The sequence below is a fragment of the Enterococcus sp. AZ009 genome (genome assembly GCF_050548785.1).
Lineage (GTDB): Bacteria > Bacillota > Bacilli > Lactobacillales > Enterococcaceae > Enterococcus_D > Enterococcus_D entomosocium.
In genome coordinates, this window is the sequence record NZ_CP172960.1 from 1086367 (window position 1) to 1111451 (window position 25085).

Annotated in this window: 27 protein-coding genes; 25 read left to right on the plus strand and 2 right to left on the minus strand. The window is 42.5% G+C overall.

Features of this window, described 5'->3' with window-relative positions:
- Positions 1-106: 106 nt before the first annotated feature.
- The 15 genes from IGJ74_RS05060 (at position 107) to IGJ74_RS05130 (ending at position 10693) form a co-directional block, all read left to right on the plus strand.
- Entirely contained in the window at positions 107-589 is a 483-nt protein-coding gene (locus tag IGJ74_RS05060) for a PTS sugar transporter subunit IIA (RefSeq protein ID WP_308169228.1), read from the plus strand.
- Positions 586-1989, plus strand: a complete 1404-nt coding sequence (locus tag IGJ74_RS05065; protein ID WP_016613797.1) for a PTS fructose transporter subunit IIC — start codon at positions 586-588, stop codon at positions 1987-1989. Before IGJ74_RS05060 ends, IGJ74_RS05065 begins: the two co-directional genes overlap by 4 nt.
- 53 nt (positions 1990-2042) lie before the next feature.
- On the plus strand, positions 2043-2909 hold the full coding sequence (locus tag IGJ74_RS05070) for a ketose-bisphosphate aldolase (RefSeq protein WP_196044298.1): 867 nt from the start codon (positions 2043-2045) through the stop codon (positions 2907-2909).
- A 67-nt stretch (positions 2910-2976) separates the two neighbouring features.
- Positions 2977-3681, plus strand: coding sequence for a DeoR/GlpR family DNA-binding transcription regulator (locus IGJ74_RS05075; RefSeq protein WP_008377293.1), 705 nt, complete (start codon positions 2977-2979; stop codon positions 3679-3681).
- A gap of 156 nt (positions 3682-3837) precedes the next feature.
- A complete protein-coding gene (locus IGJ74_RS05080; protein ID WP_196044299.1) occupies positions 3838-4155 on the plus strand; it encodes a PadR family transcriptional regulator in 318 nt (105 codons plus the stop codon).
- 6 nt (positions 4156-4161) lie between these two features.
- Complete coding sequence (locus IGJ74_RS05085) at positions 4162-4995, plus strand: hypothetical protein (RefSeq protein WP_196044300.1); 834 nt, start codon at positions 4162-4164, stop codon at positions 4993-4995.
- Between the two features lie 117 nt (positions 4996-5112).
- Positions 5113-6057: a tocopherol cyclase family protein gene (locus IGJ74_RS05090; RefSeq protein ID WP_196044301.1), complete on the plus strand. Its 945-nt coding sequence runs from the start codon at positions 5113-5115 to the stop codon at positions 6055-6057.
- A 78-nt stretch (positions 6058-6135) separates the two neighbouring features.
- A complete protein-coding gene (locus IGJ74_RS05095) occupies positions 6136-8115 on the plus strand; it encodes an alpha/beta hydrolase family protein (RefSeq protein ID WP_218193167.1) in 1980 nt (659 codons plus the stop codon).
- A gap of 298 nt (positions 8116-8413) precedes the next feature.
- Positions 8414-8566: a 50S ribosomal protein L33 gene (rpmG, locus tag IGJ74_RS05100; protein WP_005225339.1), complete on the plus strand. Its 153-nt coding sequence runs from the start codon at positions 8414-8416 to the stop codon at positions 8564-8566.
- A gap of 16 nt (positions 8567-8582) precedes the next feature.
- Complete coding sequence (gene rpsN / locus IGJ74_RS05105) at positions 8583-8852, plus strand: 30S ribosomal protein S14 (protein ID WP_005237326.1); 270 nt, start codon at positions 8583-8585, stop codon at positions 8850-8852.
- A gap of 15 nt (positions 8853-8867) precedes the next feature.
- Positions 8868-9002: a putative metal homeostasis protein gene (locus IGJ74_RS05110; RefSeq protein WP_005237325.1), complete on the plus strand. Its 135-nt coding sequence runs from the start codon at positions 8868-8870 to the stop codon at positions 9000-9002.
- 29 nt (positions 9003-9031) lie between these two features.
- Positions 9032-9202, plus strand: a complete 171-nt coding sequence (gene rpmF, locus IGJ74_RS05115; protein ID WP_005237324.1) for a 50S ribosomal protein L32 — start codon at positions 9032-9034, stop codon at positions 9200-9202.
- A 37-nt stretch (positions 9203-9239) separates the two neighbouring features.
- A complete protein-coding gene (locus IGJ74_RS05120) occupies positions 9240-9635 on the plus strand; it encodes a hypothetical protein (protein WP_218193168.1) in 396 nt (131 codons plus the stop codon).
- Positions 9636-9660: 25 nt separating this feature from the next.
- A complete protein-coding gene (locus IGJ74_RS05125) occupies positions 9661-10068 on the plus strand; it encodes a NusG domain II-containing protein (protein ID WP_034868672.1) in 408 nt (135 codons plus the stop codon).
- 457 nt (positions 10069-10525) lie between these two features.
- Complete coding sequence (locus IGJ74_RS05130) at positions 10526-10693, plus strand: hypothetical protein (RefSeq protein ID WP_005237320.1); 168 nt, start codon at positions 10526-10528, stop codon at positions 10691-10693.
- 43 nt (positions 10694-10736) lie between these two features.
- Here IGJ74_RS05130 and IGJ74_RS05135 read toward each other — a convergent pair whose 3' ends face one another.
- Positions 10737-11342, minus strand: coding sequence for a TetR/AcrR family transcriptional regulator (locus IGJ74_RS05135; protein ID WP_005237309.1), 606 nt, complete (start codon positions 11340-11342; stop codon positions 10737-10739).
- A gap of 174 nt (positions 11343-11516) precedes the next feature.
- Here IGJ74_RS05135 and IGJ74_RS05140 point away from each other — a divergent pair, with 174 nt between their 5' ends.
- Entirely contained in the window at positions 11517-15743 is a 4227-nt protein-coding gene (locus tag IGJ74_RS05140; RefSeq protein ID WP_218193169.1) for a 2-hydroxyacyl-CoA dehydratase, read from the plus strand.
- 199 nt (positions 15744-15942) lie between these two features.
- Positions 15943-16650, plus strand: coding sequence for a GntR family transcriptional regulator (locus tag IGJ74_RS05145; RefSeq protein WP_005228765.1), 708 nt, complete (start codon positions 15943-15945; stop codon positions 16648-16650).
- Between the two features lie 202 nt (positions 16651-16852).
- On the opposite strand, the gene IGJ74_RS05150 is transcribed toward IGJ74_RS05145, so the two are convergent.
- Positions 16853-17494, minus strand: coding sequence for a YigZ family protein (locus IGJ74_RS05150; RefSeq protein WP_016613813.1), 642 nt, complete (start codon positions 17492-17494; stop codon positions 16853-16855).
- A gap of 110 nt (positions 17495-17604) precedes the next feature.
- Between IGJ74_RS05150 and IGJ74_RS05155 the strand changes: the two genes are divergently transcribed.
- The 8 genes from IGJ74_RS05155 to IGJ74_RS05190 all read left to right on the plus strand — a co-directional run bounded on the left by IGJ74_RS05155 (position 17605) and on the right by IGJ74_RS05190 (position 25084).
- Positions 17605-17898, plus strand: a complete 294-nt coding sequence (locus IGJ74_RS05155) for a DUF7662 domain-containing protein (RefSeq protein ID WP_005237305.1) — start codon at positions 17605-17607, stop codon at positions 17896-17898.
- A gap of 72 nt (positions 17899-17970) precedes the next feature.
- Complete coding sequence (locus IGJ74_RS05160) at positions 17971-18291, plus strand: PTS sugar transporter subunit IIB (RefSeq protein WP_005228768.1); 321 nt, start codon at positions 17971-17973, stop codon at positions 18289-18291.
- A gap of 106 nt (positions 18292-18397) precedes the next feature.
- Positions 18398-19708, plus strand: a complete 1311-nt coding sequence (locus IGJ74_RS05165) for a DEAD/DEAH box helicase (RefSeq protein WP_087664395.1) — start codon at positions 18398-18400, stop codon at positions 19706-19708.
- On the plus strand, positions 19698-20381 hold the full coding sequence (locus tag IGJ74_RS05170) for a ComF family protein (RefSeq protein WP_086299190.1): 684 nt from the start codon (positions 19698-19700) through the stop codon (positions 20379-20381). The genes IGJ74_RS05165 and IGJ74_RS05170 overlap by 11 nt, the downstream gene beginning before the upstream one ends.
- A gap of 137 nt (positions 20382-20518) precedes the next feature.
- The gene (gene hpf / locus IGJ74_RS05175) at positions 20519-21076 is read left to right on the plus strand and encodes a ribosome hibernation-promoting factor, HPF/YfiA family (RefSeq protein ID WP_005237301.1); all 558 of its coding nucleotides are present in this window, start codon (positions 20519-20521) and stop codon (positions 21074-21076) included.
- Between the two features lie 188 nt (positions 21077-21264).
- Positions 21265-22212 (plus strand): LacI family DNA-binding transcriptional regulator, encoded by a 948-nt coding sequence (locus IGJ74_RS05180; RefSeq protein ID WP_005237300.1) that lies wholly within the window; start codon positions 21265-21267, stop codon positions 22210-22212.
- Positions 22213-22368: 156 nt separating this feature from the next.
- Complete coding sequence (locus IGJ74_RS05185) at positions 22369-23634, plus strand: extracellular solute-binding protein (RefSeq protein ID WP_005237299.1); 1266 nt, start codon at positions 22369-22371, stop codon at positions 23632-23634.
- Between the two features lie 160 nt (positions 23635-23794).
- Positions 23795-25084 (plus strand): carbohydrate ABC transporter permease, encoded by a 1290-nt coding sequence (locus IGJ74_RS05190; protein WP_005237298.1) that lies wholly within the window; start codon positions 23795-23797, stop codon positions 25082-25084.
- Position 25085 lies beyond the last annotated feature (1 nt).

Sequence of the window (25085 nt, forward strand, 5' to 3'; positions counted from 1 at the left end):
CCACTTTTTTTCGTTCTTTTGCATTAAATAGCTCATAGTGTTGAACTGTTTAGTTCACGATGGTATAGTTTAGGCAAGTTTTCGAAAACGATTACAAAAAATGGAGGTGTTGAAATTGGATATCGGTCAACTGATTGATGAACGATTCATTTTATTTGATGAGCAAATTCGGACAAAAGAAGAATTGTTTACTCAAGCATCTGTTTTATTCGAGTCCTCAGGAGTTATCAGTAATATAAAGAAGTACAAAAAAGATTTATTTCGTCGCGAGAAACAAACCTCTACTGGGATTGAAGATCATTTTGGTATTCCTCATGCAAAAAGTAAGGCAGTACTAAGGCCCGCAATCGCCTTCGTAAAGTCGAGTCCAATTACTGATTATCTAGCAATTGACGGAACGGCTGTCACCTATTCTTTTGTCATCGCAGTACCTGAAAAGAGTACTGACGATCATTTAATCATCTTAAGCAATCTCGCACGATTGTTGATGCACGAAGGATTTCGAAATGCAGTAAAGAAGGCAAAAGACGCCTCAGATATTATTAATAATATTCAATCAAATCAATCAGAAAAGAGGGAACCTGTATGAAAATTGTCGGTATTTCTGCTTGTCCGACTGGAATTGCGCATACGTATATGGCTGCTGAAAAACTGGAAAAAACGGCAAAATCATTGGGATATACAATCAAAATCGAGACACAAGGAGTAAAAGTCGAAAACATTTTGAGTACAGAAGAAATTCAACAGGCAGAGGTTGTCATTTTAGCGGTTGACAAAGAAGTACAGACCGACCGATTTGCTGGAAAAAAAGTTAAAAGAGTGTCAACCGCAAGAGCAATCAGAGAACCAGAAAAAGTAATTCAAGAGGCAATTGATGGGGTAGAAGTGACCACGGTTGCCCAAGCCGAGCATGTTTCAAACGAATCCGGAAAGAAAGCTGGCATTTATAATCATTTCATGAATGGCGTTAATTACATGTTGCCTTTGGTTATTGCTGGTGGAATTTTAATTGCGTTTAGTTTTGCTTTTGGGATCAATGCAGCTGATCCTAGCGATCCATCATACAATCAAATTGCCGAAGTTTTAAGCACGATTGGTGGGAATACGGCTTTTGCATTGATGGTTCCTGCACTTGCAGCAGGAATTGCCACTTCCGTTGCCGGTAGACCGGGCTTTGCCGCTGGTTTGGTTGCGGGAACGATGGCGGCAAGTGGAGGATCTGGTTTTTTAGGTGGGATGGTTGGTGGTTTACTCGCTGGGTATGCTACGGATTATTTAGCGAATAAAGTAACAGTAGCAAAATCATTTGCGGCACTCTATCAGTTGATTATTGTTCCTTTGATCTCAGTTGCTGTGACTGGCTTTGCCATGTTTTATTTCATTGATAAACCAATCTCTTATGTATTGGATGCTTTGACGAATTGGCTTAATGGACTTGGTTCTACGAGTGGTGTGGTATTCGGCTTACTGATAGGCATTATGATGGCAGCTGATATGGGCGGTCCCATCAATAAATCGATTTCAACCTTTAGTATTGGTTTGATGTCGGCAGGAGTTAATGCACCAATTGCGGCTTGTATGGCTGCCGGGATGACACCTCCTCTAGGCATTGCCTTGGCTTCTATCTTGTTTAAGCAAAAATTTACTCAAGAAGAACGAACTTCTGCTCAGTCTTGCTGGGTTTTGGGATTATCTTATATTACTGAAGGTGCGATTCCATTTGCTGTCGCTGACCCATTACGAGTAATACCTAGTTTGATGGCAGGTTCAGCAACCGCTGCTGCAATATCAATGGGTGTCGGCGTAACTTCATTAGCTCCACATGGTGGTATCTGGATCTTACCGATTCCCAATGTATTGAACAATCCGTTGATGTATGTCGTGGCAATCGTTTCTGGAACGGTGGTTACAGCATTGATGTTAGGGTTTTTGAAAAAATCTAGAACTGAAATGGAACGCCAACCAACCGATGAAGGAAAACTGATTTAGAAACTATTTATAAGTTGAAGCGAAACGAATCAAAAGAAAAGAGGAATGTCACAATGTTAATGACAATGAAAGAATTACTTGCTGTAGCAAAAGAACATAAATTTGCTGTTCCAGCATTTAATATTTGCAGTTTTGATATGTTAAAAGCAATCATGGAAGAAGTTGAGGCACAGGATGCACCAGTCATTTTAGAAATTCATCCTGATGAGATCGAATACTTAGGAGATTGTTTCATAGCGACAGTGCGGGAGTACGCATTAAAAAGTAAGGTACCAGTCGTTATTCATTTGGATCACGGGGGATCAATCTACGATGTCATGCGGGCGATCCGTAATGGCTATACCTCGGTGATGATCGATGCATCATTAGCCGATTACGAAGAAAATAAAAAAATCACGAAAGAAGTTGTTGAACTGGCACATATGGTTGGTGTCAGCGTTGAAGCAGAAATTGGTACGATTGGGAACAACGGTTCCGCAGAAGGGGGAGCTGCAGAAATTATTTACACAGATGTCGACCAAGCCGAAGACTTTGTACGTGCTACCGGCATTGACACCCTTGCCATTGCAATTGGAACGGCTCATGGGTTGTATCCAAAAAATATCACCCCTAAGTTGAACATCGATTTATTGAAAAAGTTGAACGATCGTATTGCTTTACCATTTGTATTGCATGGTGGGTCAGGAAACCCAGATCATGAAGTGCGAGAGTCTGTAAAATATGGCGTATGTAAAGTAAATCTTAGTTCTGATTTGAAATCCGTATTTTTTGATTCAGTCAGAAAAGTATTGACGGAAAACCCTGCTATGTATGAACCAAATCAAGTATATATACAACCAATAAAAGATGTGAAAGCTGTTGTACGCCATAAGTTGACCCTGCTGAATACGGTTGACAAAGCACGTTTTTATCAGAGATAATAAATGAAATGATTGATTGGTACAGGATTAAATTGGTGGGAATCTCTTTTTTAAAGGAGTTTAATGTATGGGGAAAGCAAAAGATGAGCGTAAGCAGAAAATCATGATGTATTTAAATGAAACGAAATTTGCTTCTCTGGGGGAATTAGTTGAATTCTTACATTATAGTGATGCTACGGTCAAACGCGATCTGATTGAACTGGAAAACGAAGAACAAATCAGACGTACCCGAGGTGGTGCTGTGCTGATCGATTCAGAGAAGGTCGATGCGGCTTATCTGACAAAAGTGGGGAATTATGTCAATGATGAAGAAAAACGCAGAATTGCAGAACGTGCAGTGACGTATATTGAGGACGATATGACCATTTTCGTGGACAGTTCGAGCACAGCTTTGCACCTGATCCCTTACCTGAAAAAAATTCATGGGTTACGAGTGGTAACCAATAGTGTGCTAACTGCCGCACTACTATCGGAACATACTGCTGCTGAGGTGACCATCGTTGGCGGGACGGTAACGAACAAAAAGTTTACCGTTAATTCAGTTACAGCAGTCAATCAGCTCAGGACCTATCATTTTGACCTTGCACTTCTCTCTTGTAGAGGATACGATGAGGAAAAAGGTGCCACTGAGAATACTGAAGGGGAAGCTGTATTTAAACAGGTATTGAAAGACTGCACCGAAAAAATTATTCTAATGGTTTTAGAATCAAAGCGGAATAAAGTATATTTTTACAAGAGCCTTTTACCCGAGGATATCGATATTGTCATTTAGAAAAAGAGCATCGAGTTTGATAAAAACGGTCTTATTGAAAAGACCGTTTTTATTTTTAACACTAGTGTGCTTTACAAACTAGTGACAAACACGTATACTAGGTATAACACTAGTTTGTATAACAAACTAGATAAAGGGAGCCAAAGGAGGGAAATCGTGAAAGAGACGCAATTACTAAAAGGGGTTTTGGAAGGGTGTGTTTTGCAAGTGATTGCTCAAAAAGAGATTTATGGTTATGAACTGGTACAGGAACTGAAGCAAAGAGGCTTTGAAACGATCGTTGGCGGCACAATCTATCCTTTGCTGCAGAAGTTGGAAAAACAAGAACTTATTACCTCTGAGACGAAAAAATCACCTGAAGGCCCTGATCGTAAGTATTTCTCGATCACCCCGAAAGGCATAGACTATTTAGCACAATTTAGAGAACAATGGACGAACCTAATGAAGAAAGTCGAAGGATTATTTAAGGAGTGAGGAAACATGGTAAATAAACAAGAGACGACCTATTGGCGAGAGCAAACCAATCTGATCGAGCAACAATTCAATGAGAAAAATCGCCAATTTTTTGATGATTTTCGAAGCTACCTCTTACTTTCCAGCCTTTTTTACGATGAGCATAAAGTCACAGAGCAGGTATACGCGATTGCAATGGATTTATTAGAAGCACAAACTCATGGAGAAGAGGCGCAACACTATTTTGGCAATGATCCGAAAGGGGTGGCAGATGAACTATTGGCAAACACGCCAAAGAGCAATCTTAAAGAGCGTCTCAAATTGGCGTATCTAGCGATTGGCATCAGTTGGGGAATCAAGTTTATAGCTGATTTTACAAATCAAGGACCACTGGTTCTTAACCTTTTGGCCTATGTTTTGACAGGGCTGGTAACCGTGTTAGCGGTCATTGGGATTTTTTCAGTCATTAGCAAAACCATTTATCAAAAGAAGGGCACAAAGAAAGCGTTTTGTTTTGGCTCTCTTTGGCTCGTTATGAGTGGATGGATTGGTCTTTCACTTCTGATCAATCTGCTGACTCCAAACTGGTGGCTCCTGACGATCGCATTTCCTTTTGATGTAGTATTGGTTGGCAGTTTGTTGGTAGCGGCGATCGTTTTTGTTGTATTTCGCAAAGAAAAAGCTTTTTATCCGATCGCTTTTCTACTGGGGGTATTTGTGTTGCTTGGTTGCCTGCAAAAAGCTTTGGTATTTTATCACATTGGTGAGCGATCGTGGATGACCGGCGGATTTTTGACACTGTTAGTTGTAGGGTTTCTTATTTTTCTCTGGTGGACCCGTCGAGTGATGAAAGAGCAATAAGCAAAACCAGAAACAAGTGTCTTACTTGTTTCTGGCTTTTTTTACATAGAAAAAGCATTATCCTGAGGAATCTTTCTGCTTCATGCTACACTAAAAAAGAAACGGAGGGAAATCAAGATGTTGACAACAGATCAGTTCTTTCACGGCCACGACAAGCAGACCGCTTTTTTTGAAGGCTGGTACCATAAACACCAAATCGGTGAAGAAGTCTATGCTTTTATTCCTGGTCTTTCGATTCAAAAAGACGGGACCAAAGAAGTGTTCATTCAAGTGATCAATCATGAGGGCGCGCATTACTTTTCCTTTCCAGAAACTGACTTTCAAGTGTCAGAAGAGGAGCGTAAAGTAACGATTGGTGACAATATCTTTAGTGAAGCAGGCATCCAAGTCTCTTTAAAAAATAACGAACTTCAAGTACAAGGGTCAGTAAAGTATAACGACCACAAACCGATTCAGCGGACACGTTATGCGCCGAGTATCATGGGTCCTTTTTCGTATCTGTCATTTATGGAGTGTTATCACGGGGTCTTGAGCATGAGTCATACCTTAGAAGGTACGCTGCAGTGGAACGACGAAGCAATCGATTTTACGAACGGGATCGGTTATTTGGAAAAAGATTGGGGAACCTCCTTTCCAGCAGCTTATATTTGGGTTCAATGCAACAGCTTTGATGCGCCAGATGTTCGGTTCTTTTTCTCCGCAGCCGACATTCCCTTTGCTGGTTTTGCTTTTTTGGGAACGATTTGTGTTCTGCAAGTCGGGAGCCAAGAATATCGTTTTGCTACTTATCATGGTGCAAAGATTCATGATGTCAAACGCACGGAAGACCGTTTAGTGATCCATCTCAAACAAAAACAATGGTCCTTAACGATCGAAGTTTTGACGAAAGAAGGGCATTCTTTGAGGGCACCTTCTATTGGGCAAATGAATCGGATCATTCGCGAAAGTGCCAGTACGGAAATCACCTTGACCCTTTTAGAAAATGGGCAGGAGATCTTAAGGCAGACAGGGATGTCGGCTGGTTTTGAAGAAGTAGCGAATTTGCGAGGATTTCACTATTAAAAAAAGCAGAAAAATTCGTTTCTTTTGATATACTAGTAGGTAGTTACTACGAAAACACGTATATTTGGAGGGAAATGGATGAAAAAAATAACGAATGAGACACTGTTTGAACTGAAAACGATTGCGCAGCCTGCAGTGGGGCAAAATCAGGTTTTTTACTTGGAAACGGTAGTCAACCCAGAGACCAACACGTATGATTCAGCGATTTTTAGTATTGACGCAAAGACCAATGAACGGCGTGAGTGGGGAACAGAAGCGACGACCCACAACAGTCTAAAGGTCTCGCCAGATGAGCAATGGCTCAGTTTTGTGACGACCGATCCAAAGAAAGGTGAAAGTACGTTATGGACGATGGCGGTGTCCGGCGGCAAGCCCCAAGCACTTGTGACTGAAAAAGGTCTGGGCGACTATTTTTGGAAGCAAGACGCAACGGCTATCTATTACCAGCTGGCACAAGAGGAGACGGTTTCAGAGAATCAAGACGACAAAGAAAAGATGGACAAGCAAAAGGAATTTCCACAAGTAAAAGCTACTACGAAAGTCAATTATTTGGCGGATGGCGTCGGCTTTTTAAAAGAAAAAAAACATTCGATCATCAAAAAAACGATCGCGACACAAGAAACGGAACTGATTTTTGAGCATAAGTATCCCTTTGTGTTCTCTGGCTTAGCGGATGATCAAGAGACTTTGTTTCTCACTTTTGACAAAGAGGAAGAAGACGAGTGGGACTATGGATCGAAGGTTTGTCTCCTAAATAGCCAGACGAAAAAGACAGAAAGTTTAGAAAACATTCTGCCAGAAGGAACGTATACTTTTGCTGCAGCGCGCAATGATCAGCTGCTATTATTAGGCAATGACCTCTCTTACGGATTTGTGACCTTGGTTGATTTATTTTTGATCGATTTAAAAACGAAAGCAGTCAAAAATCTTTCCAAGGAGTTAGATGTTGCTTTTGGCAATGCGATCATCAGTGATTTTCAACAAAAAAATCGCGGCGTAGCGATCACCTGGTTGACGGATGACACATTCCTTGTACCCGTAACGGAGCATGGCAAGCTACAATTGTACCGCGCCTCGATCCAAGGAGAATGGACCAAACTGCTTGATGAAAAAATGGATATCCTTGATGCGGCGATCTATTCGGAATCCAAACTTGCTGTTGCTTATGCGACCACAACGATCCCTAGTCGCTTAGGCTTGATTGACTTAGCAAGTGGCGAAGTAACTGATCTATACGATCCCAACCAAGCAATTATGTCACAGTTAGCGATCAGTAAACCCGAAGCGTTTTGGTACGAAGGAGCAGATGGGTGGCAAATTCAAGGCTGGTATTTGCCCCCGACCGAAACACAAGAAAGTCATCCAGCAATTTTGTACATCCATGGCGGTCCGCAAGTCTGCTACGGCGAAACATTTTTCCACGAGATGCAAGTCCATGCCGCTAACGGCTATGGGGTCATCTTGTTGAACCCTCGTGGCGGGCAAGGGTACGGTCAGGCGTTTGTCAAATCGATTTTAGGTGATTATGGCAATAAAGATTATCAAGACTTGCTGTTGGGGGTTGATGCCGTGGTGGCAAACCATCCAGAAATCGATACGAACACGATCCATGTAGCTGGTGGCAGCTATGGTGGCTTTATGACCAACTGGATCGTTGGTCATACCGATCGTTTTTGTGCGGCAGTTACGCAACGCTCGATCTCAAATTGGATCAGCTTTTATGGGACGAGCGACATTGGACCTGCCTTTGTCAAATTCCAATTGTTGCGGGAACTTGATGGGACCGAAGGACTTTGGAAGATGTCGCCTTTGGCCTATGCCAGCCAAGTCAAGACACCTACGCTAGTACTCCATGGGGAAAATGATTTGCGATGTCCGCAAGAACAAGGACAGCAGTTTTACATGGCGTTGCAGCGTAAAGGCGTCGATACGAAGCTGATGCTGTTTCCTCAATCCTCTCATGGTTTATCACGCAATGGCTTGCCGAACTTGCGGATAGAACGCTTGCAAGCGATCAGTGAATGGCTTGCATCACATGAGAACAAATCAGTAAATTAACCGAAAGAAATCACCTGATAAAGGATCACGACGTGGGCTGCTTGAAAAGCCCGACCAGTGATTCCTTAAAGATCAGGTGGTTTTTTTGCGCGATCAAAAGCTACAGGTTCCTGTTACCTTGCCGCCAATGACAGCAACGATTGAAAACAAATTCATATGACGTTTTCTTCACGTGTTAAATAACAAAAAGAAGAAATAGTTTTGCTTGCTTCCTATGTTTGAGTGTGATATGATACAAAACGTAATCGTTACACTTTAACCTTTTTTGGTGTGACGCAAGAGAAAGGAGCTGGTTATTATGAGAAACAATATTATTTTGGCATGTGTGGAGACAGGGGAAAGACTTTATTTGACTAATAAGAACCAGCGCAATACGCCGGAACGTTTAGAATTAAAAAAATATTCACCAAAGTTGCGGCGCAGAGCGATTTTTCGTGAAATCAAGAAATAGGAAGGACAATAACTGAATGGCAAAAAAATCAAAAATGGCAAAATACAACAAGCAAGTACAACTGATCGAACAATACCGAGCAGTGCGTCAAGAATTAAAAGCGCAAGGAGATACCCAAGCATTGGCCAAACTACCGAAGGATTCGAATCCGACTCGTTTGAAGAAACGGGATATGATCGATGGTCGTCCTCGGGGCTACATGAATAAATTCGGCATGTCACGGATCAATTTCCGTAAGCATGCACACCTTGGAGAAATTCCCGGTGTTACAAAAGCAAGCTGGTAACAGAAAGGAGTCAACATGGAAAAAACGGACTTGTCTAGTGCGTATCGACGTTTAAAGAGCCCGAACATCAAAACAAGGAAACGCGCATTAAAAATCATTCATGAATTTAAACGAAACAAACGAAAAAATGCATTGCAGCTGCGTGCATAATGAAAAAGTGAAAGAAAGTTGGAAATGACATGGCAGTACCTGCAAGAAAAACATCAAAAGCAAAAAAGAATAAGCGTCGGACCCACCATGGCGTCAAATCCCCAGCGATTTCGTTTGATGGGACAACAGGAACCTTCAAGCGCAGCCACCATGTATCTTTAGCAGAATACAAAGCACAGCACCCAATCGAAAAGAATTAACGCCGTCTTATGACGCCGTCCAGAAAGCAGGGGGAAAATGGAGATCATCTATCCGTCATTGATTGAAGAAGCCTATCGTCACAGTAAAAAATTTCATCCAGAGATCACCAAAGAGGCCATCTATCGCCATTTTTACGAAGCTGGTTTAATCAAAGAAAATGGCGATCCAACGGAAAAAGCCTTGTCAGAAGGGGTCGTTAAAGATTATACTGAGGACTGGGATCTTACCTTTGAAGAATTTTTGATGATCTACCCGGTGTTTCGTTCCTTTGACTCAAAGCATTTCAAGAAGAGCGAGCATTTTTGGGAAATGGATTTGACTTTGCAAGAACAAATCCTTGCCCAATGGGAGCAAGAAACCTTCACAGAGGAAGAGATCATCGATCTAACTGCTTTTTTTGAAGAGCGATTACCTTCTAAAAAGGAACAGTAAATGAACCATGAAAGGCGTACATGTGATGAAAAAGACGATCCAGCCATTTTTAAAACTTCTAAAGCCCTATGATTATCTGCTGTTTATTCTGTTAGTTGTCGGCTCTTTTTTACCGCTTTTTCTATTTGAAGCACAAGCCCAAAGTGATACTGGGGATCGTTATGCGATCGTGCGAATCAATGGGGAAGAAGTTGACCGTTTCAACTTGGAAGAAATCGATGCGATGGAAAAAACGTATTATCCAGCAGAAGGTCAGTACAATATCGTCGAGATCAAAGATGGTGCGATCCGAGTGCGTGAAGACAATAGTCCCGACCAGATTGCTGTCAAAACCAGCTGGATCTATCGCAATGGGCAGACGAGCATTTGCCTGCCTCATAAGCTGGTGATCGAGATCAAGCAAGCTGGTGCCTCTGACTATTTAATTTATTAATCAAACTTCGTGGTAGTTGGAAACTATACTATTTTGTGTTGGTGGGAAATCGTTGGATTTTCTACTGACACTTTTTTATTGAAACTAGAAAATAAGTGTGTCTGTCTAGAGACAATCTGTCGATCAAACTCAGTCTCATTTGATAAGAAACGAGGAGCACATGAAAAAGATAAGTTTCTGCAAACATCCCTGAAATCAAAGGGATGTCAATAATGCTACATTGCCAGAAATAGGGAACTGTGAAGGGGAAAAGGAAAGATCGTGCCGTTTGTTCAACAAATTTTCTACTAAACCTAGAAAAACAGTTCAGCATTACGAAGCATTGGTTGCGTCTAAATCGCTTGTCCAATAAAGAGGAACGAAAACCCTAAAAATCCTTTTTTATGAAGGGCTATAAGTTGAAGATTTTTTTTATTTGCGATAGGCTATTAGTAAAGCATTCGGGAGATGAAAACACATGAAATTTAAATTGAATCTAAAAGAAAAAGTAACGGAAGTTGCAGAGCATGTCTATGATGTGGTGAAAAAGGAAGATTATGCGATTCGTGTGGCTCCAAAAGGAATCAAAGTAACGAAACAGCGCAAGACGAAAGACACGATCAAATGGCGTTCAAAGAATCACTAATTGAGGAATAAAAAAGAAACTGCACATTCGCAGCTTCTTTTTTTTATTCCTCAATCTCAATCCCCAAGACAGTCAGGTGGCCGTTTGCCACCAGTTTGATGACAAGTTTTGCTAGATGGTCGGGTGTCATCGTTGTTTCTGCCGTTAGCCACCAATGCAAGGTACCAACAAATATCGAGGTCATATAGTCAATGATGAAGTCTAAGGGCACTTCAATGTCTCCTTCGGTGATTCTCAACGTTGAAAAGATCTCTTGGTAACGTTCAGTCAAAATCAGGCCCAACTTTTTACGGATGATCTCAATGGCAGAGGCATCCATGATCGTCAAATAAAAGGAACGATTGTTTTGAATGTGTAAAAAAAGTTCGGTCATGGCCGCTTCGATTTTGCGGATTTTGATGCGATTGCCTTGAACAAAATCTTCAAAATCAAGAATCGCGGTAAATGATTCGACAGCCAAGTCAAATATCTTTTCATACAAGTCTTGTTTGTCTTTGTAATGGGCATAAAAGGTTGCACGGTTGATCATGGCTTCATCGGCGATATTTTGGACAGTCACTTGCTCGAAGCCTTTTTCTTCCACTAAGCGGATAAAAGCTTCAATAATGTACTTATTGGTTCGTTTGACACGTAAATCCAATTTTTTCATATTGTGAATTTCCTTTCAAAATAAACAACAAAAAACGGGTAATTGTTGTTTATCCCACACCTTCCTTAGAATTGTTTGTTGAATTATCAATTAAAAGAATTACAATGAACATAAGTATTATAACAAACGGCTTGTTAGATAATCAACAAAGTGTTGTTTAGATGGAGGCAACAAATGAAAAAATATAAAGCGGGCATCGATGTCGGGTCGACAACAGTCAAGATGGTTCTGTTAGATGAAGGCAATCAAACGTGTTTTTCAAGATATGAACGGCACTATGCAGATATCCAGAAAGCAGCGGAAAAAATCATTAGAGAAGCGCAAGAAGTGATCGAAGATCAGCCGCTTGCGCTGGCGATTACCGGATCAGGTGGGATGGGTCTGGCGGAAGTTTTGCGGATCCCATTTGTCCAAGAGGTCATCGCTTGTACCAAAACAGTTGAGACAGTGATTCCCGAAACCGATGTGGCCATCGAGTTAGGCGGCGAAGATGCGAAGATCACCTTTTTTGAAGGGGCATTGGAGCAGCGAATGAACGGCAGTTGTGCCGGTGGAACGGGTGCGTTTATTGATCAGATGGCAGTTTTATTGAAAACCGATGCCAATGGGGTCAATGAACTAGCCAAAGATTATCAAACCCTTTATCCGATCGCATCGCGCTGTGGCGTCTTTGCCAAAACCGATGTGCAGCCGCTGATCAATGAAGGAGCAGCAAAAGCAGACATTGCGGCGAGTATTTTTCAAGCGGTGGTCAATCAAACGATTGCTGGCTTGGCTGCTGGTCGTAAAATCAAAGGCAAGGTAGCCTTTCTAGGTGGACCGTTGACGTTTATGTCGGAATTGCGTCAACGGTTTATCGATACGTTGAGCCTGCAAGAAGCAGACATCATTTTTCCCGAGAACCCAGAACTGTTTGTAGCGATGGGGGCCGCACTGTATGCAGAAGAAGAGCAACAGCTTTCCGTGCTATTAGCCCGCTTAGCCAACGGAGAAGATGGCAAACTCGCGCCAACTGATACATTAGCCCCATTGTTTAAAGACGAGGTGGAATTGACTGCTTTTCGTGCTCGCCATGCTCAAGCGGTTGCTGCAGAAAAAGCGTTGTCTGAGCATACAGGCGCTGCTTATCTAGGCATCGATGCAGGATCAACCACAACGAAAGTGGTTTTGATCAATGATGCAGGGGAATTATTGTTTTCTTTCTATGGCAATAATGAAGGTGAACCGTTAGCGACAACGATGGCGGTTTTACAAGAGCTTTATCGTCAGATGCCTTCTGACGTTTACATCGCAAAGTCAACGATCACAGGTTATGGCGAGCATTTGATCAAACATGCACTGAAAGTCGATATCGGTGAAGTGGAAACGATGGCCCATTACAAAGCTGCCGAACATTTCCAGCCGGGGGTTGATTTTATCCTAGATATCGGTGGACAAGACATGAAGGCGATGACGGTTAAAGATGGCGCGTTATCTTCGATTCAATTGAATGAAGCCTGTTCCTCAGGATGCGGCTCCTTCATTGAGACTTTTGCCAAATCTATGAATCAGGATGTCAAAGAATTTGCGTTGGCAGCTACAAAAGCCCAAGCACCGGTTGACCTTGGTTCGCGTTGTACCGTCTTTATGAACTCAAAAGTGAAACAGGTCCAAAAAGAAGGGGCTTCTGTTGGCGACATTTCAGCCGGCTTGTCTTACTCGGTCATAAAAAATGCTATCTATAAAGTTATCAAGGTTCGGCGACCTGAAGACCTCGGCGAGAAAATCGTCTGCCAAGGAGGGACTTTCTATAACGAAGCGGTTCTGCGCGCTTTTGAATTGATCAGCGGTCGTGAAGTCGTTCGACCATCGATCGCCGGTTTGATGGGGGCATATGGTGCCGCCTTGATCGCTTTAGAAGAAGCAGCCCTTGACGATGTTAGTACGTTGTTGTCTCCAGCAGAAATGGCCGATTTCCAAGCAGAAAAAGAATTTACGAATTGCGGTCTATGCGAAAACAATTGCTTGTTGACGGTGACCCTCTTTTCTGACGGCCGAAAATTTATTACCGGGAATCGCTGCGAACGTGGTGCGCGAATCAAAATCAAGAAAGAAGACCGCAAAATCAATCTTGTGGATGAAAAATATCGCCGCTTGTTTAAGTACCGTTCCTTACGTAAAAAAGAGGCCGTCCATGGCGAAATCGGCCTGCCAAGAGTATTGAATCTTTATGAAAATTATCCGCTTTGGCATACCTTTTTCACCAAGTTAGGGTTTCGAGTAACCTTGTCGCCACGTTCCAACAAAGAACTATATGAGCAAGGGATTGAAACGATTCCTAGTGATACGGTTTGTTACCCAGCCAAACTAGCCCATGGACACATCCAAGCACTGATTGATCAAAACGTACCGTTGATTTTTTATCCAGGTGTTATTTTTGAGCGACTAGAGAACACTGCCGCTGAGAATCATTTTAACTGTCCAATTGTGCAAAGCTATCCAGAAGTGATTCGTAATAACGTCGATGCGATTCGTGAAGGGGCGGTTGACTACCGCTGTCCGTTTTTGAATTTGGCGGATGAAGCCTCAATGGTCAAAACTTTAACGAGTACTTTTCAAGATTTTGGTTTTGTAGAAGAAGAAATTGCCCAAGCCCTACGCAGCGGTTTCGAGGAGCTGGATCAGTTCAAGACAGATATTGCGCAACGGGGAGAAGAAACGCTACGTATGCTGATGACGACCAATCAAAAAGGGATCGTTTTATCTGGAAGACCATATCATTTGGATCCTGAAATCAACCATGGGATTGCAGAAGTCATTACCCAAGAAGGCTTCCATGTATTGACTGAGGACAGTATTGCTCATTTAGCAAATGTCGGCGATCTGAGGGTTGTGGATCAATGGGTCTATCATTCGCGATTGTATGCGGCAGCTCGAGTGGTCGCGAAAAACAAACAATTAGAACTGGTTCAATTAAACTCATTCGGTTGCGGGATCGACGCAGTCACTACTGATCAAGTCGAAGAGATTATGGCGCAGTATGGGAAGTTATATACGGTGTTGAAAATCGATGAGGGAGCGAACCTTGGGGCAATTCGAATTCGGTTGCGTTCCTTGAAAGCAGCAGTCAGCGAACGGGACAAACAGCACTTTGTTCCTAAAAAGCAATACGAGGAACCGGCAAAGATTATTTTTACCAAAGAGATGCGCAAGCAGCACACGCTCTTATTGCCGATGTTGAGTCCCATCCATCAAAGCGGGTTAGTCGATGTTGCTTTGCAAGCTTCTGGGTATCAAGTGGTCTGTCTACCTAGTGAAGATCGTGAGGCGGTTAATGTCGGTTTACGCTTTGTCAATAATGATGCGTGCTATCCGGCGATCATTTCCATTGGACAGCTAGTAGAAGCATTGCAAAGCGGAAAATATGATGTTGAAAATACCAGTGTTTTGATGACTCAGACGGGCGGCGGATGTCGTGCAACGAACTATATTCCTTTGTTACGTAAAGCACTGAACGATGCAGGATTTCCACAAGTGCCGGTGGTATCTATTTCGATGGGCAACACCGGGGTTGAATCAAATCCGGGCTTTCGCTTTACCTTACGGATGATGAAGCGTTTGGCGGTGGCATTTTTATACGGAGATCTCTTTGAACGGGTCGTTTATCGCACCCGTCCGTATGAGCAAGAAGCAGGGGCTGTCGATCGGCTCCATCAAGAATGGCTGGAAAAAATTGCCAAAAATGTCCGCAATGGCTCCTTCAGTCTGTTTAATCGAAATATGAAAAAAATCATTCAAGCCTTTGATCAAGTGCCGATAAGAGATATCAAGAAGCCGCGTGTCGGTGTCGTGGGAGAGATTTTAGTGAAGTATTCACCGACAGCTAATAACGATGTCGTTCGCCTGTTAGAAGCAGAAGGAGCGGAAGCGGTCGTACCAGATATTGTCGGCTTCATGAATTATTCCCTCTACAATCAGATTTGGCGCTACGAGCATTTGGGGATGGCGAAGAAAAGTAAAATGATCGCTGATTTTGCGATCATGGCGATTGAAAGGCTCCAAAAACCGATGGATAAAGCACTGAGGGCGTCAACGCGTTTTGATGGTATCCATTCGATCCATCAGCTTGCGGAGCAAGCGAGCGAGATTGTTTCCATTGGTAATCATACGGGAGAAGGCTGGTTCTTGACCGGTGAGATGATTGATCTATTGGAAAATAATGTCAACAATATCATTTGTCTGCAACCATTTGGCTGTCTGCCCAATCATGTGGTAGGAAAAGGTGTTATGAAAGAATTACGTCGTCAATACCCGCAGGCGAACATTGCGGCCATTGATTATGATCCAGGTGTCTCAATCGTCAATCAATTGAATCGTATCCGCTTGTTGATGGCCACTGCCAATAAAGCGTTGGCTGAATAAATTCTCAAGCCAGCGACCGAACCAATTTAAAAGAAAAGCGACTGCTCTTGTTTGGACATTTTGTGATAACTTCTTTCTTCTGCCTATAAAATAGGGAAAGAATTCGCACAAATTGAGAAAAACAGAGCAGTTTTTGCTTTTTTTATTAGCTATTTAGGTATATACCAGTTATAATAGGAGGGGAACGGAGGAATGTGTAGTGGTGGAAAAATTACCTGTTTATATCCAAATTCATGATCAAATTAAAGCCAATATTGAAAACAATACATACAAAATCGGGGATCGTCTGCCCTCAGAGCGCGAGTTGTCGAAACAATTCGGCGTGAGTCGCATGACGTTGCGACAAGCGATCCAAACCTTAGCAGATGAGGGGATTCTTGAGCGTAAAATCGGTTCCGGCACTTATGTGGCTCGCCAAAAAGTACAAGAGAAAATGACGGGCACGACGAGTTTTACCGAAATCATGAATTCTCTTGGTCGTAAGCCTTCCAGCAAAGCGGTCGCTTATTTCTTGACGGCACCTAGCTCCAGTGAGATGGAAAAGCTGCAATTAGAAGGTCACGAAACGATTTTACGGATGGAGCGGATTCGGTATGCGGATGATGTGCCGATCTGTTTTGAAGTAGCGAGTATCCCTGAAAAGTTTATTCATGACTTTAGCAAGGAGGAGATCATCTCTTCCCTCTATAAAGTGTTGGAAGAAAAAGGACAGCGGAAAATTGGCGGCGCTTCGCAAACGATCTCAGCTATGGTCGCTTCCGAGCAAATTGCTGATTACTTACAAATCAAACGCGGCGATGCGATTTTACGTATGCGGCAAATCACTTCATTTGAAGATGGTCAACCATTTGAATACGTGCGCACCCAATATGTTGGTAATCGTTTTGAATTTTATATGGAAAAATAACCTGTCTTGAGACGGCTGGAAACAAAAAAGACGCGAAAAGCCGAAAGGACACTGCGAGCATACTTGCTGTTGCTTAGCGTCGCTGGTTGCATGACCGTTTCGGCTTTTCAAATATTTGGGCTTCCTGCATTGGTTGTAGCAAACTTGGCAGCGTCCTCCTTGAGGAAAAGAGCACACACTGGAAGGTCTTTAGTAAGCTGGCTTACTCTGTTGACTGCTCGATCAAGCGTTCTACATATTCGGTAGTCCCTCTGGTCAATTGCACTTGACCTTGTAGCAAATCGATCAGAGCGGCTTCTTGGTCGGCAAGTACTGCTTCAGGAATCATTAAGGTGACAACGATTTTCTCCGTATAAGCAATATCTTTTATATAGATATTCTGCAGTTCTAAGTAGTTTTGGAGCTTGCCTAAAAGTGGATACTCGATGGTCAAGGCAAGTTCTTGATGCAAAATACCCTCGACGATTCCTACCTCTTTGATTCCAGCAGAGGCCGAACTTGAATAAGCGCGAATCAATCCACCAGCACCCAGTTTCGTTCCACCGAAGTAGCGGGTAACAACGGCGATCACATTGATCAGTTCGTTTTTCTTTAACACTTCTAAAATCGGTACCCCAGCGGTGCCGCTCGGTTCACCATCATCACTGCTGCGCTGGATCTCATGATTTTCACCTAATACATAGGCGCTGCAATGATGATTTGCCTTCCAATGCTCTTTCTTGAGGGCTTGAATAAACGCTTTGGCTTCGTCTTCTGATTGAATTCGTTTTAATGAACAGAGGAAACGCGATTTTTTGATTTCTATTTCTGTTTCTCCGTCTTGTCGAATCGTTCGATAAGTCACGCGCACGATCGCCTCCTTTATATTTCTAGTATAGGCAATCGGAAGGAAAGTTACAAATAGAAGAAAGAAACAGGTACGAACATAGACTCTAAAAAGAGGAGGCAGTTGCTTTGGGTAGACGCAAAAAGTACGATACGATCACTCACTATTTAAAAAACAACGGTGGTTCGCAAATCACCTTAACGTTTACGCAGTTTGATGAATTTCTTTTCCCCGCATCCGGTTTGCCCAAAAGTGCCCGCACCAGTAGCGATTGGTGGGCGAATGATTACCGACATCCAGAAAATGGGGCTTATGCGTGGCTGAATGCCGGCTACGAGGTAGTCCTCGTCAATTTAAAAAAAGAGTACGTCGTTTTTAATCGTTTAGTAAAATCAAACTGGTTGCTGGATAGAAAGCGTTGACAAATTTCAAACTTGTTCTATACTAGAGATAGGAAATGTTATCTTATTCTTAAAATTCAAGGAGTGTTCGATATGGCGAAAAAAACAATTATGTTAGTTTGTTCTGCAGGGATGAGTACAAGCTTATTAGTAACAAAAATGCAAAAAGCAGCTGAAGCAAAAGGATTAGAAGCAGATATTTTTGCAGTTTCCGCATCAGAAGCAGATCAACATTTAGAAAGCAAAGACGTAAACGTTTTACTATTAGGACCACAAGTTCGTTTCATGAAAGGCGATTTCGAGAAACGTCTAGCGCCAAAAGGAATTCCATTAGAAGTAATCAACATGGCAGATTACGGCATGATGAACGGCGAAAAAGTCTTAGATCAAGCTTTGACATTGATCGGCGAATAAGCAAGACCTGCTGTTGAAGCAAACAAGAAACCTGTAATCGGTTCAAGTACTTTTCAAAAAGTACTTGAACCGATTTTTTTGCGTACTTAAAACTGAGGTGTATGTTATGACCAATCAAAAAGGAAGACAATTTTTTGTTTTAGATGAAACAATGAGTGTAGGAAAAACTTTTGATTCTCGACCGGCAATGCTCGAGCAGGGGAAGAGAATCGTTTGTCAGCGTTGCGGTTCTTCCCACCACAAGCCGTCGGTTCTATTGCCGATAGGCTGCTATTACTGTCCAACTTGTATTCGCTATGGTCGGATCACATCAGATGGCCAACTCGTAATTCAACAAACGGATCTTCCAGCCTTTGATCACAAGATCGTTTGGCCAGGAGTGTTGACTTCGTTTCAGCAAAAAATTTCTCAGCAACTAGTGGCAAATTGTCGACAAAAGAAATCGTCTCTTGTTTGGTCAGTCACGGGTTCAGGGAAGACCGAGATGATCTTTGAAACGATCCGCCACATACGGCAAGAAGGTGGTCGTGTGGCGATCGTCTCGCCACGGATCGATGTCTGCCGTGAACTGTTCCCCCGGATTCAACAAGCGTTCCCACAAGAGGAAAGCCTGCTCCTTTATGGGAAATCAGAAGAACCTTATCGTTATACAACGATCCTTATTGCCACCACTCATCAGCTACTGCATTTTTATCGCAGCTTTCAACTGATCGTGGTGGATGAGATAGATGCATTTCCCTACGAGGGCGATGCGCAGCTGCGTTACGGATTATACAATGCCTTGGCAGAAAACGGGTGTCTGATCTATTTAAGTGCGACGCCTTCAGAACGACTGCTGCAAGAAATTCGTGGAAAATTCGCTGTCTTGAGAATGCCGCTGCGGTTTCATCAGCGTCCATTGATCGTTCCAAAACCTGTTCATTATAGTCACTGGGCGCAGGCTTATCGCAGAAAACGTTGGCTGCGACCATTGCTGCAGCAGTTGCAGCGGCTGCTTCAAAAAAACTTTGTCTTGGTGTTTTGTCCAAGCATTGCGCTGATGAAGGAAGTAGAAGCGGCTGTCCGCCGACAAGGCACGTCATGGTCTTTGACTAGCGTTTCGTCGCAAGATCAAAAACGGAGCGAAAAAGTAGCGTCTGCTCGTCGACAGATTTACAAGGTGTTGTTTACAACGATGATTTTAGAGCGTGGGGTGACGTTTGAAAACGTCTCAGTCATCGTATTGGGTGCTAATCATCCAGTCTTTACAAAATCGGCGCTCGTGCAAATTGCTGGTCGTGTCGATCGTAAAGGGGCCTATACGGAAGGGGAGGTCATTTTTTTCTACGACCAAATGACGGAAGCAATCCGTCAAGCAATCAAAGAAATCAATGAGATGAACCAATTAGCAAGGAGCTGGTTGACCGATGGAGTGTAGTTGGTGCCAAATATTTTTTTCAAGAGAGGTAACGATCATTGAGCTGTTGGCTCCTTGGCGCATCCCCGAAAAAGAATTATGTCCACAATGCGCTCAGCGATTTACAGTGATTGATTGGCAAAGTTGCTGCCCAACATGTGGCAAAAAGGATACCATTTCCTGCAGTGACTGTCTCTTTTGGGCGAAAACCTGTCCCATGATCCATTTGCAGCATCGGGCACTGTTCGCTTACGATCAAGGGATGAAGGAGTGGATTCACGAATACAAATTAATGGGAAACTATCAGTTGCGAGAGACCTTTGCTGCTGCCATCAGACAAAAGATCAACAACTTTGATTACGATTGTTTGATACCCATCCCGCTATCGGCAGAACGTTACCAGGAGCGAGGGTTTAATCAAGTGACCGCTGTGCTAGACGCAGGCGGAGTTAAGTCGAAAGAATGGCTGGATAAAGTGGTTGATACCGCACCACAAGCTCAACGTTCTCGCAAGCAACGATTAGAGGAGGTGCAACCTTTTGCGGTGAAGCCAGAGGCAACGGTTGAAATAAAAAACAAGAAACTGTTGTTGATCGATGATGTTTACACTACCGGTAGAACGTTATATCACGCAGCTGAAGCATTGCAGACCTTTGGCCCCCAGTCGATTCGATCCTTTTCCTTTGCCCGTTGAATCGTTATTTTGAAAACGCTTAAAGAAATTTGTTCGATTTACTAGGCAAATGAGCAAGAGTTCGATATAATAGAGTTAAGAAGAAGAAAAGAGTGGTCCTTTTCCTTCTTTACTGGTAGACGAAAGGGGTAATTTTTATGTTTAGATATAATGTGCGCGGCGAAAATATCGAGGTAACAGAAGCGATCCGTGATTACGTCGAGAAAAAAGTAGGTAAATTAGAACGTTATTTTAACGATGTGCCGGAAGCAACAGCACATGTTAATTTGAAAGTTTATACTGAAAAAACAGCAAAAGTAGAAGTAACGATTCCTTTACCATTCTTAGTTCTGCGTGCGGAAGAAACCTCACCTGATCTATATGCTAGTATCGATTTGGTTGTTGACAAATTGGAACGCCAAATCCGCAAATTTAAAACAAAAATCAACCGCAAATCTCGCGAGACAGCATTGGTTCCGCCAACAGATGGTGATTTGTTCACAACTGAAGCAAACGATGAAGAAAACAATGGTTCTGAATTAGACATCGTACGTACAAAACGTTTGTCTTTAAAACCAATGGACAGTGAAGAAGCTGTTTTACAAATGAACATGCTTGGACACAACTTCTTTATCTTTGAAGATGCGGAAACGAATGGAACGAGCATTGTGTATCGTCGAAAAGATGGCAAATACGGGTTGATCGAAACCGATTAACAAGTGTTGATACCTTTTTCTCGACACCCCAAAAAAATAGTCTTTTTTGACAGAGTAGCTGAGAAGCCACTCTGTTTTTTTATACTCGTTAAATTGGCTGGAAATCTTTTTTATATAGAGAGTGCCTTGGTTCTTCTTTTGGTTTATTATGTTATACTATAGATGAAATAATACAAGGAGAGTGAATCATGACTACGCTAGCAGATGTTGCTAAAAAAGCAAATGTTTCCGCAATGACCGTTTCTCGAGTGATCAATCATCCGGACAAAGTAACTGAAGAGTTAAAGCAGCTGGTTCATCAAGCGATGCTTGAATTGGATTATCAGCCGAATATTGCTGCCAAATCATTAGTTTCCAAGCGTTCCCATATCATCAAAGTGTATATTTTAGAGGAGATGGATACGACGGAACCTTACTATATGAACTTATTGGTTGGGATCGCTCGTTCTATTGGTAAAGCACACTATTCTTTGCAGCTAGTTACGACTGACGGGGTGGATCGTGGTCCAGCAGATGGCTGCATCATTACGGGCTTTCGCCAGGCTGACATGGACTGGATAAGAAATTTAAGAAAGCCTGTGGTGTTGTTTGGCGAAAATGAAGCTGGGTTCAGTTTTGTTGACAGTGACAACTATCAAGGAATCGTTTCTGCATGCAAACATGCTATCGACACCGGCTATCAACAATTGGTCTATATTGGTTTAGAGTTGGAAGAAGCGTTTACGAAAAGCCGAGAAAAAGGGTACATAGATACAGTCACAAAAGCGGGAATATCACCAAAAATCTATCGTTTTGACAACCGATCTTCCGCCGCCCGCAAGTTTATCCAATCGCAGAATGAGCATTTAATGAAAAACACTTGTTTTATCTGTGCCACAGATCGTTTAGCGTTAGGCATCAATCAAGGCTTACAGTCGATCGGAGTGGAGGTGCCAGATGATTTTGGGATCATCGGCTACGATGGCGTATTCCTTGATCAGGTAAGTTCGCCAAAATTGACAACGATGAAGCAAGCCATTGTGGAAATGGGGGAAGTTTGCGGCGAATTATTGATCCAAAAAATCGAACATAATGATACGAGCCAGCGACAACAGCGCTTTTTACCTCAACTCGTGGTTCGTGAATCCACAAAATGAAAAATTAAGCAAATGGTTGCGCAATTTCTTTTCGATTCCTCGACATCTTAATTTAAAGGCTTTTTCTATTTTTGTTATCGCTAACATTTAGAAAAGGTTTGCCATTTTAAGAAACCGGTTGCATAATGGAGTTACAAATTGCAGGAGGTAAACAGGATGAAAGTGAATTGGAAAAAGGCAGCTCTAGGATTAGTTTCAGGAAGTGCGTTGTTAGCGCTTGCGGCGTGTGGCGGCAACGGTGGTAGTACCGATGGTAGTAATGCAGATGCAGGTTCAGGTAGCGATGAAAAAACGCTCACGGTCTCTGTAGGCGCAGACTATATTGATTATATCAATGAAGTGAAATCTGACTTTGAATCTGAAAATGATGTGACCATCAACGTTGTAGAAATGGATATGTTCGATCAAATGGATGCGCTTCAACTAGACGGTCCCGCTGGGAAAGGTCCAGATGTTACGATGTCTCCTTACGATCGTGTAGGTCAAGTAGGCTCGCAAGGGCATTTGGCAGAAATGACTTTGCCAGATGATGGACGGTACAGCGATACAGACAAGCAACAGGTAACGATCGATGATAAAATCTATGGCGCACCAGCAATGATTGAAGCAGTTGTCATGTTCTATAACAAAGATTTGATCGATGAAGCGCCAGCAACTTTTTCTGATTTAGAAGAGCTAGCAAAAGATGATCGTTTTGCAGAAGGCGATGACAATGTTGGTTTCTTAGCTCGTTGGACAGACTTTTATTATACGTATGGTCTATTAGCTGGTTATGGTGGTTATGTCTTTGGGGATGAAGGGACAGATCCATCTGATTTAGGGATTAACAATGAAGGTTCTGTTGAAGCAATCACGTACGCAACTGATTGGTTCCAAAATGTCTGGCCGCAAGGAATGCTGGATGTATCAGCCAACGAAAACTTGATGTTAGATTACTTTAACCAAGGCAAAACAGCAGCCATCATTTACGGACCATGGGGCGTGAACGGCTTTGAAGAAGCAGGGATTAACTATGGCGTAGCGAAAATCCCAACGCTGAGCAATGGCAATGATTATGAAACGTTTGGTGGTGGAAAAGCATGGGTTGTTTCCAACTACTCACAAAACAAAGACGTTTCTCAACAATTTGTCGAATATTTAACAAACGAAGCTAATCAAGAGAAATTGTATGAAATGCGTCATGATATTCCAGCAAACATTATGGCTCAAGAAACAGTTGCTGCTTCTGATGATCCAGTAGCAAAAGCAGTGATCGAGCAATACAGTGTTTCACAACCAATGCCAAATATCCCTGAAATGTCTGAGGTTTGGGTAGGGGCTGAAAACATGCTGTTTGATGCAGGTTCAGGCAATATGACTCCTCAAGAAGCAGCGGATAATGCTGCCAAAACAATCGAAGAAGCGATTGAGCAGAAATATTAATAAATAGCCGATTACGGTCTGTCATTCATGTCGACGATTCTATAGAGGATGTTTGTCAAAAGGATTCCTTGCAACGTAGCACGCAAGAAATTGCTTGATGAGATTGATTTCTATGGATCGTCGGCCGCTTGGCAGACTTTCGATTTTAAGGAGGATACATATGAGGACGAATTCAAAAGCCACGCAGACAGCGCTTCTTTCAATCATCCCTGGGGTGGGACAATTCAAAAATGGTCAGAAATTTAAAGCGGGACTCTTTTTTGCGGTCTTTCTAATTTTTCTAGGCGAAATGCTTTTGTTCGGTGGACAAGCATTATATAACTTTGTCACACTGGGATCAGTACCGATGGAACACAATTCTTTGTTCTTGTTGATCGAAGGAACGCTACAGGTCATCGTTACCGTTATTTTCATTATCTTTTGGGTTTTAAATATCAAAGATGCCTATCAAGTTCGCCAAAGTATTGAAAAAGGGTTCCCGGTGGCAGTTACGAGAAAAGAGTTTTTCAATAAATTGTATGAGGATGGTTTCGCTTATCTATTGACGATCCCAGCCTATCTGGTGATGATCGTAGCAATTATTTTTCCGGTAATGGTGACACTCTTCATGGCGTTTACCAACTATGATTTTCGACATATTCCGCCAGCAAACTTAATCGACTGGATCGGTTTTTCGAATTTTACGAATATCTTCACCTTAAGTTCTTACCGCGACACCTTTGTAAAAGTGTTTAGTTGGACGGTGATTTGGACCGTTTTAGCAACTACTTTGCAAATTACCTTAGGAATACTGACAGCTGTTGTTGCCAATCAAAAATTTGTGAAGTTCCGTCGGGTCTTCGGGGTGATTTTCTTGCTTCCTTGGGCGGTGCCAGCGTTTATCACAATCATGAGTTTTTCAAATATGTTTAATGATACCGCAGGAGCGATCAATACGCAGGTGATCCCGCTATTGAACAATCTGCCCTTTGTGGATATTGGGAACATTGCTTGGAAAACCGACCCGTTTTGGACAAAGACCGCGATTATTTTGATTCAAGGTTGGTTAGGGTTTCCATATATTTATGTTATGGTCTCAGGGATTTTACAATCCATTTCTGAAGATTTGTATGAAGCAGCCAAAATGGATGGAGCAAATGCGATTCAGCGTTTTCGCAATATTACGTTACCGGCGATCTTTTTGGTGGCAGCACCAACCTTCGTTACGCAATATACAGGGAACTTTAATAACTTCTCCATGATCTATCTCTTTAACGAAGGTGGTCCAGGAAGTTTAGGTGGAAATGCCGGTTCGACGGATATTTTGATTTCATGGATCTACAAATTGACGACGGGCGGCTCGCCACAATACTCGATTGCTTCTGCATTGACCTTGATCATTTCCTTTGTGGTGATTTCCATTTCATTACTGGTGTTTAAAAAGACGAATGCATTTAATATGGAGGATTGAG

Excerpts from the sequence above, each read along its gene's own strand:
- IGJ74_RS05065 (WP_016613797.1), top strand. The coding sequence starts at position 586 with ATGAAAATTGTCGGTATTTCTGCTTGTCCGACTGGAATTGCGCATACG.
- IGJ74_RS05070 (WP_196044298.1), top strand. The coding sequence starts at position 2,043 with ATGTTAATGACAATGAAAGAATTACTTGCTGTAGCAAAAGAACATAAA.
- IGJ74_RS05075 (WP_008377293.1), top strand. The coding sequence starts at position 2,977 with ATGGGGAAAGCAAAAGATGAGCGTAAGCAGAAAATCATGATGTATTTA.
- IGJ74_RS05085 (WP_196044300.1), top strand. The coding sequence starts at position 4,162 with ATGGTAAATAAACAAGAGACGACCTATTGGCGAGAGCAAACCAATCTG.
- IGJ74_RS05090 (WP_196044301.1), top strand. The coding sequence starts at position 5,113 with ATGTTGACAACAGATCAGTTCTTTCACGGCCACGACAAGCAGACCGCT.
- IGJ74_RS05095 (WP_218193167.1), top strand. The coding sequence starts at position 6,136 with ATGAAAAAAATAACGAATGAGACACTGTTTGAACTGAAAACGATTGCG.
- rpmG (WP_005225339.1), top strand. The coding sequence starts at position 8,414 with ATGAGAAACAATATTATTTTGGCATGTGTGGAGACAGGGGAAAGACTT.
- rpsN (WP_005237326.1), top strand. The coding sequence starts at position 8,583 with ATGGCAAAAAAATCAAAAATGGCAAAATACAACAAGCAAGTACAACTG.
- IGJ74_RS05110 (WP_005237325.1), top strand. The coding sequence starts at position 8,868 with ATGGAAAAAACGGACTTGTCTAGTGCGTATCGACGTTTAAAGAGCCCG.
- rpmF (WP_005237324.1), top strand. The coding sequence starts at position 9,032 with ATGGCAGTACCTGCAAGAAAAACATCAAAAGCAAAAAAGAATAAGCGT.
- IGJ74_RS05120 (WP_218193168.1), top strand. The coding sequence starts at position 9,240 with ATGGAGATCATCTATCCGTCATTGATTGAAGAAGCCTATCGTCACAGT.
- IGJ74_RS05125 (WP_034868672.1), top strand. The coding sequence starts at position 9,661 with ATGAAAAAGACGATCCAGCCATTTTTAAAACTTCTAAAGCCCTATGAT.
- IGJ74_RS05130 (WP_005237320.1), top strand. The coding sequence starts at position 10,526 with ATGAAATTTAAATTGAATCTAAAAGAAAAAGTAACGGAAGTTGCAGAG.
- IGJ74_RS05135 (WP_005237309.1), bottom strand. The coding sequence starts at position 11,342 with ATGAAAAAATTGGATTTACGTGTCAAACGAACCAATAAGTACATTATT.
- IGJ74_RS05140 (WP_218193169.1), top strand. The coding sequence starts at position 11,517 with ATGAAAAAATATAAAGCGGGCATCGATGTCGGGTCGACAACAGTCAAG.
- IGJ74_RS05160 (WP_005228768.1), top strand. The coding sequence starts at position 17,971 with ATGGCGAAAAAAACAATTATGTTAGTTTGTTCTGCAGGGATGAGTACA.
- IGJ74_RS05165 (WP_087664395.1), top strand. The coding sequence starts at position 18,398 with ATGACCAATCAAAAAGGAAGACAATTTTTTGTTTTAGATGAAACAATG.
- IGJ74_RS05170 (WP_086299190.1), top strand. The coding sequence starts at position 19,698 with ATGGAGTGTAGTTGGTGCCAAATATTTTTTTCAAGAGAGGTAACGATC.
- hpf (WP_005237301.1), top strand. The coding sequence starts at position 20,519 with ATGTTTAGATATAATGTGCGCGGCGAAAATATCGAGGTAACAGAAGCG.
- IGJ74_RS05180 (WP_005237300.1), top strand. The coding sequence starts at position 21,265 with ATGACTACGCTAGCAGATGTTGCTAAAAAAGCAAATGTTTCCGCAATG.
- IGJ74_RS05185 (WP_005237299.1), top strand. The coding sequence starts at position 22,369 with ATGAAAGTGAATTGGAAAAAGGCAGCTCTAGGATTAGTTTCAGGAAGT.
- IGJ74_RS05190 (WP_005237298.1), top strand. The coding sequence starts at position 23,795 with ATGAGGACGAATTCAAAAGCCACGCAGACAGCGCTTCTTTCAATCATC.